The organism is Streptomyces sp. NPDC043867 (assembly GCF_056435845.1).
Map to the genome: position 1 here is coordinate 16,002 of NZ_JBWKDS010000032.1, position 8,107 is coordinate 24,108.

The following is an 8,107-nucleotide window of genomic DNA, read 5'->3' on the forward strand; positions in this document are numbered from 1 at the left end:
TTCCTCGCTTTTTTTCTGGTGGGGTGGGGGGGGAGGGGGGAGGAGGAAAAGGAAAAAAAAACCCCCCCCCCCCCCCCAACAACCCCCCCCCCCCCCCCCCCCCCCGGTTCCAGGGGAGGGGCCTGGACTCAGTCCAGCTCTCCGCGCTCCACGCAGAACTCGTTGCCCTCGGGGTCCGCCATGAGGACCCAGCCGCCGCCGTCCGGGCGCGTCAGGTCCGCGAGCTGCCGTGCCCCGAGACCGAGCGCCCGCTCCACCTCCTGCGCACGCGTGCGGCCCCGCGGCCGGAGGTCGAAGTGAATGCGGTTCTTGGCCGTCTTGCCCTCCGGCACCCGCACGAAGAGGAGAGCCGGACCGCCTGACGGGTCGCTGAGCAGCGCCTCCGGGTCACCGGGCTTGTCGTCGTCGGCGAGCGGGCGCCCGAGCAGCTCGCTCCAGAAGAGCCCGAGCTCGTACGGGTCACCGGTGCAGTCGAAGGTGATGTGGCGGATGGCGGGGTGCTGCGGCACTGTCTCTCCCATGCGCTAGACGCCCGTCCGGCCGTCCACCAGCTCGCGCAGAATGTCGAGATGGCCGTTGTGACGGGCCGTCTCCTCGATGAGGTGGAGCAGGATCCACCGCAGGTCGACAGGGCCGCCGTCGCCCCGCGCGCGCTTCGCGGTGTCGTCGAGGCTGTGCTCGGCGACAAGCTTCCGGTAGCGGGCGCTCTGCTCCTCGTACTCCGCGAGGAGGTCCGCGACGGGTACGTCGACGGCGATACGCATCTCGCGGTCGGGGTCCTCGTCGGTCCAGGGCCCCTCGTCCTCCTCGCCGAGGAAGACCACCTGGAACCAGTAGTACTCGACCCAGCGCAGATGGTTGATCACCCCGCACAGCGTCATGAGCGGGGAGCCGGGCAGCGGGGCGAGGCGGGCGTTCTCCGGGGAGGCGTCCTCGCACTTGGCCCGGACCGTGTCACGGGTGTAGTCGAGGAAGGTGGTCAGCTGTGAGCGCTCGTCCCGGGCGGGAGGCGTGTCAGTTCGAGTCATCGGGGTGAGCATCCCGGTCCGGCCGTCCGATGTCGAGCGAATATGACGGCGCCGGCCGGGAGTTGGCTCCGCCCGCCGGCCAGGACCGGACTGCCGCCGGGCTGCCCGCCGAAGCCGCGGTCGGCGCCGCGAGCTGGACCGCGCGCGCGTTCCTCGGCCTGAGCGGGCTCACCGAGGGCGGACTCACGGACGTCACGGTCCACGACGCGGACCCGCGGCTCAACCCCGGTACCCTGCGCCGCCCCCGCCGCATCGTGCTGCGCGGCCGGGTCGTGCGCTGAGGCGGCCGACGGGCGGGGCCCTGCGGGAAACCGTGCCCCGACATGCCGGTTCCCGGCACCGCTCAGCGGTGCCGGGAACCGGCGGGGTGGTGCTTGCTCGGCCTCAGACCGCGTGCACGACGTCCTTCTCCTCGGCGAAGTGGCACGCCGACTCGTGCGCCGCCGGGGTGTCCACGCCCACGAAGAGCTCGGGGACCGCCAGCAGCGGCTCCACCTGGGAGCACTTCTCCTGCGCCTTCCAGCAGCGCGTGCGGAAACGGCAGCCCGACGGCGGGTTCGCCGGCGAGGGCACGTCACCGGTCAGGATGATCCGGTCACGCCGGTCACGCGCGTCCGGGTCCGGCACGGGTACGGCCGACAGCAGCGCCTGCGTGTACGGGTGCGTCGGGTGGTCGTAGATCTGCTCGTCGGTGCCGATCTCCGCCATCCGCCCCAGGTACATCACGCCGACCCGGTCGGAGATGTGCCGGACGATCGACAGGTCGTGCGCGATGAAGAGGTACGACAGGTTGAACTCGTCCTGCAGCCGCTCCATCAGGTTGATGACCTGGGCCTGCACCGACACGTCCAGCGCCGACACCGGCTCGTCGCAGATGATGATCTCGGGGTTGAGCGCGAGGCCGCGGGCGATGCCGATGCGCTGGCGCTGACCGCCGGAGAACTGGTGCGGATAGCGGTTGATGTACTCGGGGTTGAGACCGACCACGTCCAGCAGGTCCTGCACCCGCTTGCGGCGGTCGCCCTTCGGTGCCACCTCGGGGTGGATGTCGAAGGGCTCCCCGATGATGTCACCCACCGTCATCCGGGGGTTGAGCGAGGTGTACGGGTCCTGGAAGACCATCTGGATGTTGCGGCGCACGGCCTTCAGGGCACGCCCGGACAGCTTGGTGATGTCCTGGCCCTTGTAGAAGATCTCGCCCGCGGTGGCCCGCTCCAGGTTCATCAGCAGCTTCGCCACGGTGGACTTGCCGCAGCCGGACTCGCCCACGATGCCCAGGGTCTCGCCCTGGTACAGGTCGAAGGAGATGCCGTCGACGGCCTTGACCGCGCCGATCTGCTTCTTGAAGAGGATGCCCTGGGTGAGCGGGAAGTGCTTCACCAGGTTGCGCACCTGGAGAATCGGCTCACCCCGCTCGACGGGTGCCTCGATGGCGGCCACCGCCTCCGTCTCGGAGTGGGCGTCCACGACCTCGACGTCGGAGACGTTCGGCGTGGCGTCCTGCGGCTCGTCGTTCTTGCTGAGCTCAGCCATGGATCGTCTCCTTCCAGAAGTGGCACGCGGAGGCCCGGCCGGGCAGTTCGCCGCCGTCCCGCTCGGTGACCGGGAACAGGGCCGGCTCGTCCGTGCGGCAGATGTCCTGCGCCTTGGGGCAGCGCGGGTTGAAGGCGCACCCGGTCGGGATGCGCAGCAGGTTGGGCGGCAGACCCTTGATCGCGTACAGCTCCTGGCCCTTCTGGTCCAGGCGCGGGATCGAGTCCAGCAGACCCCGTGTGTAGGGGTGCGCGGGCCGCTTGTACAGCTCGTGCACCGGGGCGCGCTCGACGATCCGGCCCGCGTACATCACGGCGATCTTGTCCGCGACGTCGGCGACCACGCCGAGGTCGTGGGTGATCAGGATCAGACCCATGTTGTACTCGCGCTGCAGCTCCGCGAGCAGGTCCATGACCTGGGCCTGGACCGTCACGTCGAGAGCCGTGGTGGGCTCGTCGGCGATGATCAGGTCCGGTTCCAGGGCCAGCGCCATGGCGATCATGATGCGCTGGCGCATACCGCCGGAGAACTGGTGCGGGTAGTCGTTCACCCGCGCCGCGGCGGCCGGGATCTTCACCCGGTCCATCAGCTCGATCGCCTTGGCCTTGGCGTCCTTCTTGGACAGGCCCTGGTGGACGCGGAACATCTCGCCGAGCTGGTAGCCCACGCTGAGCACGGGGTTGAGCGAGCTGAGCGCGTCCTGGAAGATCATCGCGATCTTCTGGCCGCGGATCCGGCGACGCTCCTCGCCGGACATCTTGAGCATGTCCTGGCCGCGGAAGAGGATCTCGCCCTGCGGGATCGTGGCCGGTGGCATGTCGAGGATGCCCATGATGGCCTGGGCGGTCACCGACTTGCCGGAGCCCGACTCGCCGAGCACGGCGAGCGTCTCGCCCGCGCTCACACTGTAGTTGACGCCGTTGACGGCCTTCACCACGCCCTCGCGGGTGTGGAACTCGACGTGCAGGTCCCGCACTTCGAGCAGCGGGCCGTCGCCGGCACCGCGCTGCGAGGGCACGGCTGCTTCTTCGATGATGGTCACGTACGCCTCCCTCAACGCATCTTCGGGTCGAGGGCGTTGCGTACGGCCTCACCGAGCATGATGAATGCCAGCACCGTGATGCTGAGCATGATCGACGGGTAGAGCATGATCCACTGGGCCACGCGGATCTGGTTGCCGCCGCCGGAGATGTCGTTGCCCCATGAGACGCCGTCCAGGCCGAGGCCCAGGAAGGACAGCGTGGCCTCGGCGGATATGTAGATGCCGAGCGAGATGGTGGCGACGACGATCACCGGAGCCAGGGTGTTCGGCAGGATGTGCCGGAACATGATCCGGGGGGTGCTCGCGCCGAGTGCCTTGGCCGCCTGCACGTAGTCGGCCTGCTTGGTGGTGATGACCGCGCCGCGCATCACGCGGGCGACCTGCGTCCAGCCGAAGAAGCCCAGAGCGCCGATCACGACCCAGGTCGTGCGCTCCGTGAAGGAGTTCAGGATGACCATCGTGCCGAGCAGGAACGGAATGCCGAAGAAGACGTCCGTCAGCCGGGACAGGAGCGAGTCGACGATGCCGCCGAAGTAGCCGGAGATCATGCCGACCAGACCGCCGAGGAGGGTGACCACGACGGTGGTGCCGAAGCCGACGGCGATGGAGGCCCGGGCGCCGTAGATGACGCGGGCATAGACGCTGCGGCCCTGCTGGTCGTAGCCGAGCCAGTCCGCCGAGCCGACGTCGCTCAGCTTCGGCTTCTGCAGGTAGTTCTTGGCCAGGTCGCCGAGGATCGGGTCCTCGCTGGTGAACCAGCCGGGGAAGAAGGTGATCAGCAGCAGGATCAGGATCAGCACGCTGGAGATGACGAAGATCCAGCTGCGACGCAGGTCGGCCCAGGCGTCGCCCCAGAGGCTGCGGGTCTTCTCCGGCTTGGCCTCGGGCGCGTGCGGCGTCATCGAGGGCGTGCCGCCCACGGGGTCGATCGCGCCGGTCTTGACGTCGGTCTTGGTCACGTCAGGCATAGCGAATCCTCGGGTCAAGGACCGCGTAGAGCAGGTCGACGAGCAGGTTGGCGAGGAGGTACACGAGGACGAGGATCGTCACCAGGCCGACGAGGGTCGTGCCCTCGCGGCGCACGATCGACTCGTAGATCGTGCCGCCCACGCCGTGAATGTTGAACAGGCCCTCAGTGACGACCGCGCCGCCCATCAGCGCACCGATGTCGGTGCCCAGGTAGGTGACCACGGGGATCAGCGAGTTGCGCATGAGGTGCACGCCCACGACGCGGCGCTTGGGAAGGCCCTTGGCGATCGCGGTGCGAATGTAGTCGGCGCGCATGTTCTCGGCGACCGAGGTCCGGGTCAGGCGGGTCACGTAGGCCAGCGAGGCGGCGGCCAGCACGATGGCCGGCATCAGCAACTCGTTGTAGTTCGTGTCGTCGTTGACGTTCGGCGGCAGCCATCCGAGGTTGAACGCGAAGACGACCTTCAGGATGAAGCCGAGAACGAAGACCGGGACCGAGATCAGCAGCAGCGAGACCAGCAGGGCCGCGTTGTCGGCGAGCCGGCCGGCGCGCATGCCCGCCATGACGCCGAGGGCGATGCCAACAACGACCTCGATCAGGAAGGCCAGGGAGGCCAGCCGGAGCGTCACCGGGAAGGCCTCACCGAGGACGTCCGTGACCGGACGGCCGCTGGCGATCTGCGTGCCGAAGTCGGCGTGCAGGATCATGTCCTTCATGTAGTGGTAGTACTGCACCAGGATCGGCTGGTCCAGGCCGTACTCATGTCTCAGGGCGGCGATCACCTGGGGGCTTCCGCCCTTGTCTCCGAACAGCCCGCGCACGGGGTCGCCGGGCAGGGCGTAGACCATGAGAAAGATCAACAGGGTTGTCCCGATGAAGACCGGGATCATCTGGAGCAGTCGTCGTGCGACGTAGCGCCCCATGGTTCCTCCATGTCGGTTACAGCGGCAGCCGACGGGCCCTTTCCTTGCGCACCGATGACCGATGCGCATGGAAAGGGCCCCCCAGCCGCTGCCGCACGCCGGGTACGGCGCACGAGGCGGCGCCGTACCCGGATCGCGGGCTGATTGCGGTTACTTCTTGACCTGAACGCCGGTCAGGATCGGGTCGCCGTCCTGGGCGTACTTGACGCCGGTGACCTTGTCCGAGTAGCCCGCGTTGACCTTGTAGTACCAGAGCGGAATGCTCGGCATGTACTCGGGGAGCTGCTTCTCGATCTCCTGGTACTTCTTCTCCGACTCGTCGAGCGAGGAGGCGCTGTCGGCGGCCTCGATCTCGGCGTCGATCTTCTTGTCGGAGAAGCCGCTCTGGTTGCCGTCCGACTTGGTGCCGAAGAGGTCCCGGATGAAGTTGGCGTTCATCGGGAAGTCCAGCACCCAGCCACTGCGGTACATGGACTTGACCTCTTTGCCGTCACGGGCGTTGAGGTCGGCCTGGAAGTCGGCCTTGGAGTCGCCCGTGCACTTGACGCCCGTGGACTTGGTGATGGAGTTGCAGACCGCCTCCACCCACTCCTTGTGACCGCCGTCCGCGTTGTACTGGATGGAGATCTTGTTGCCGGGAACGCCACCGCCCTCCTTGATGAGGGACTTGGCCTTCGCCGGGTCGAACTTGAAGACGTCGCCGCCGGCGTTCGGCTCGTAGCCGAGGACACCCTTGGCGACCCAGCCGGTGGCGGGCTCGCGGGTGCCCTGGAGCACCGTCTTCGTGATGGTGTTGCGGTCGATCGCCCTCGACAGGCCCTGCAGGACCTTGGGGTCGATGTCCTTCCACTGCTTGGTGTAGAAGGCCGGGGCGACGGTCTGGATCGCGGAGTAGGCCTGGTCCACGGCACGGTCGCCGAGGTCCGTCTTGTAGACGGGCAGGTCCTTGGGCGCGATCTGACGCAGGACGTCGACGTTGCCGGACTTCAGGTCCTCGTAGGCCGTCTCGAGGTTGGTGTAGTTCTTGAAGACCACACCGCCGTTCTTGGCCTTGTCGGGACCCTGGTAGTCCGCGTACTTGACGACCTCGATCTTCTTCTTGTGCTGCCAGCTCACGAACTTGTACGGGCCGTTGCCGACCGGCTTCTCGCCCGCGGCCTTCGGGTCCTTGAAGAAGGATTCCGGGAGCGGCGAGAAGGTCTCGTAGCCGAGCTTGTACACGTAGTACGGGATCGGCTTCGACAGCGTGATGGTGAAGGTGTTGTCGTCGACGACCTTCAGACCGGACATGCTGTCGGCCTTCGGGGAACCCTTGGCGGGGGCGACGTCGTCGTAGCCCTCGATGTCGGAGAACCAGAAGCTGTTGGTCTGCTTGTTCTTGACGTTCGCCGACCAGTTCCACGCCTTGACGTAGGAGTCCGCGGTCACCGGGGTGCCGTCGTGGAACTTCCAGCCCGCCTTCAGCTTGACCGTGTAGGTCTTGTTGTCCTTGGTGTCCACCGACTCGGCGTTCACCATGACGATGTTGCCCTTGTCGTCGTAGTCGACGAGCTGAGAGAACAGGGCATTGATGACAATGCTGCCGTTGGACTCCATGGTGTTCGCCGGCTGCAGCGGGTTCTGCGGCTCGCCCACCTCGACCGAGAACTTGCCGTTCGGGTTGACCGCGGCGTTGTTTTCCTTGCCGCTGTCACCATCGCTACCACCACAGGCGGTCGCGCCCAGCGCCACAACCGCGGCTATCGCGACCCACTTGGCGCTCTTGGCACCGCGCATGGGTTCCTCCTCATGAGTCCATTGGTTCACCGCAAAAGGGAGCACTGGTCACACCACCGACACGTCGGACGGAAATAGTGTTCGTGCTCCCCCGCGCTCGTGAGTCGGCGCCGGCTGCAGCGCGTGACCCGTTGACCGAGCTCTACGCGCCTAACTATCTGCCATGGGCCAGGAGCCGACCACAGTCACAAGGTCTCGGTTCGATCACACCTGTCGCCCACTTCTTCCAAAATCCGGACAAAGGGTTTGCTGAAAGATCCCTGCGAAACGGACTTGTTACACATCTATCGGTGACAGGTGTCCGTATTGCGGACGGATGGGCTCGAAAAACCTGTTGCGGCTAACGTGGCCGCCATGCTGGGCGCCTTCGGCGTGCCCGCGCACCGGGTATTCGCGGTGCCGACCACCCCTCCTCACCCGGCCAACTCGCCTGTGCGGCAGGGCCGTTGTGTGACGGGCGATCACGTCCGGGGGAGCGGGCCGCGCCTGGTGGGGCGCACGCCGTCCGGACGGAATGCATGTGGTCTGCAGGGTAGTGCGCATCGGTCGCCCGGAGGGGCCCCGCCGCCACAATGAAGGGTTTTCCCTATCCCTCACCGCCTGCGGATTCCTTGCTGCCGCGCGTTGTGGGCGCCTCGCACCTACGTCCCCTCAGCGCCCGCTGGTCTCCCGCCGCATGCGCCCGTGCCGCCGGTGCGCCCGCCGGGCGGTACGGGCGGCATCCCCCGCAACGACGTCGGGGGGCGGACGGGGGGGGGGGGGGGGAGGGTTGTTTGTGTCCCGGTGTTTTTGCGGTTTTTCGGGTGTTTTTGGTGGGGGGGGCTTCCGGGGTGTT

Annotated in this window: 8 protein-coding genes; 1 reads left to right on the plus strand and 7 read right to left on the minus strand. The window is 67.3% G+C overall.

Annotated features, from left to right (window positions below):
• Positions 1-128: 128 nt before the first annotated feature.
• Positions 129-521: a VOC family protein gene (locus AC069T_RS27405; RefSeq protein WP_478785277.1), complete on the minus strand. Its 393-nt coding sequence runs from the start codon at positions 519-521 to the stop codon at positions 129-131.
• A gap of 3 nt (positions 522-524) precedes the next feature.
• Positions 525-1,028: a DinB family protein gene (locus tag AC069T_RS27410; RefSeq protein ID WP_478785278.1), complete on the minus strand. Its 504-nt coding sequence runs from the start codon at positions 1,026-1,028 to the stop codon at positions 525-527.
• A gap of 29 nt (positions 1,029-1,057) precedes the next feature.
• Between AC069T_RS27410 and AC069T_RS27415 the strand changes: the two genes are divergently transcribed.
• Complete coding sequence (locus AC069T_RS27415) at positions 1,058-1,309, plus strand: hypothetical protein (protein ID WP_478785279.1); 252 nt, start codon at positions 1,058-1,060, stop codon at positions 1,307-1,309.
• A 103-nt stretch (positions 1,310-1,412) separates the two neighbouring features.
• Here the strand turns inward: AC069T_RS27415 and AC069T_RS27420 are convergent, their stop codons facing one another.
• The 5 genes from AC069T_RS27420 to AC069T_RS27440 all read right to left on the minus strand — a co-directional run bounded on the left by AC069T_RS27420 (position 1,413) and on the right by AC069T_RS27440 (position 7,272).
• A complete protein-coding gene (locus AC069T_RS27420; protein ID WP_476752445.1) occupies positions 1,413-2,561 on the minus strand; it encodes an ABC transporter ATP-binding protein in 1,149 nt (382 codons plus the stop codon).
• Positions 2,554-3,603, minus strand: a complete 1,050-nt coding sequence (locus AC069T_RS27425; protein ID WP_478785280.1) for an ABC transporter ATP-binding protein — start codon at positions 3,601-3,603, stop codon at positions 2,554-2,556. The genes AC069T_RS27420 and AC069T_RS27425 overlap by 8 nt, the downstream gene beginning before the upstream one ends.
• A gap of 11 nt (positions 3,604-3,614) precedes the next feature.
• Positions 3,615-4,571: an ABC transporter permease gene (locus AC069T_RS27430; RefSeq protein ID WP_476752447.1), complete on the minus strand. Its 957-nt coding sequence runs from the start codon at positions 4,569-4,571 to the stop codon at positions 3,615-3,617.
• Positions 4,564-5,496 (minus strand): ABC transporter permease, encoded by a 933-nt coding sequence (locus AC069T_RS27435; protein ID WP_478785281.1) that lies wholly within the window; start codon positions 5,494-5,496, stop codon positions 4,564-4,566. The genes AC069T_RS27430 and AC069T_RS27435 overlap by 8 nt, the downstream gene beginning before the upstream one ends.
• A 150-nt stretch (positions 5,497-5,646) precedes the next feature.
• A complete protein-coding gene (locus AC069T_RS27440; protein ID WP_478785282.1) occupies positions 5,647-7,272 on the minus strand; it encodes a peptide ABC transporter substrate-binding protein in 1,626 nt (541 codons plus the stop codon).
• Positions 7,273-8,107 lie beyond the last annotated feature (835 nt).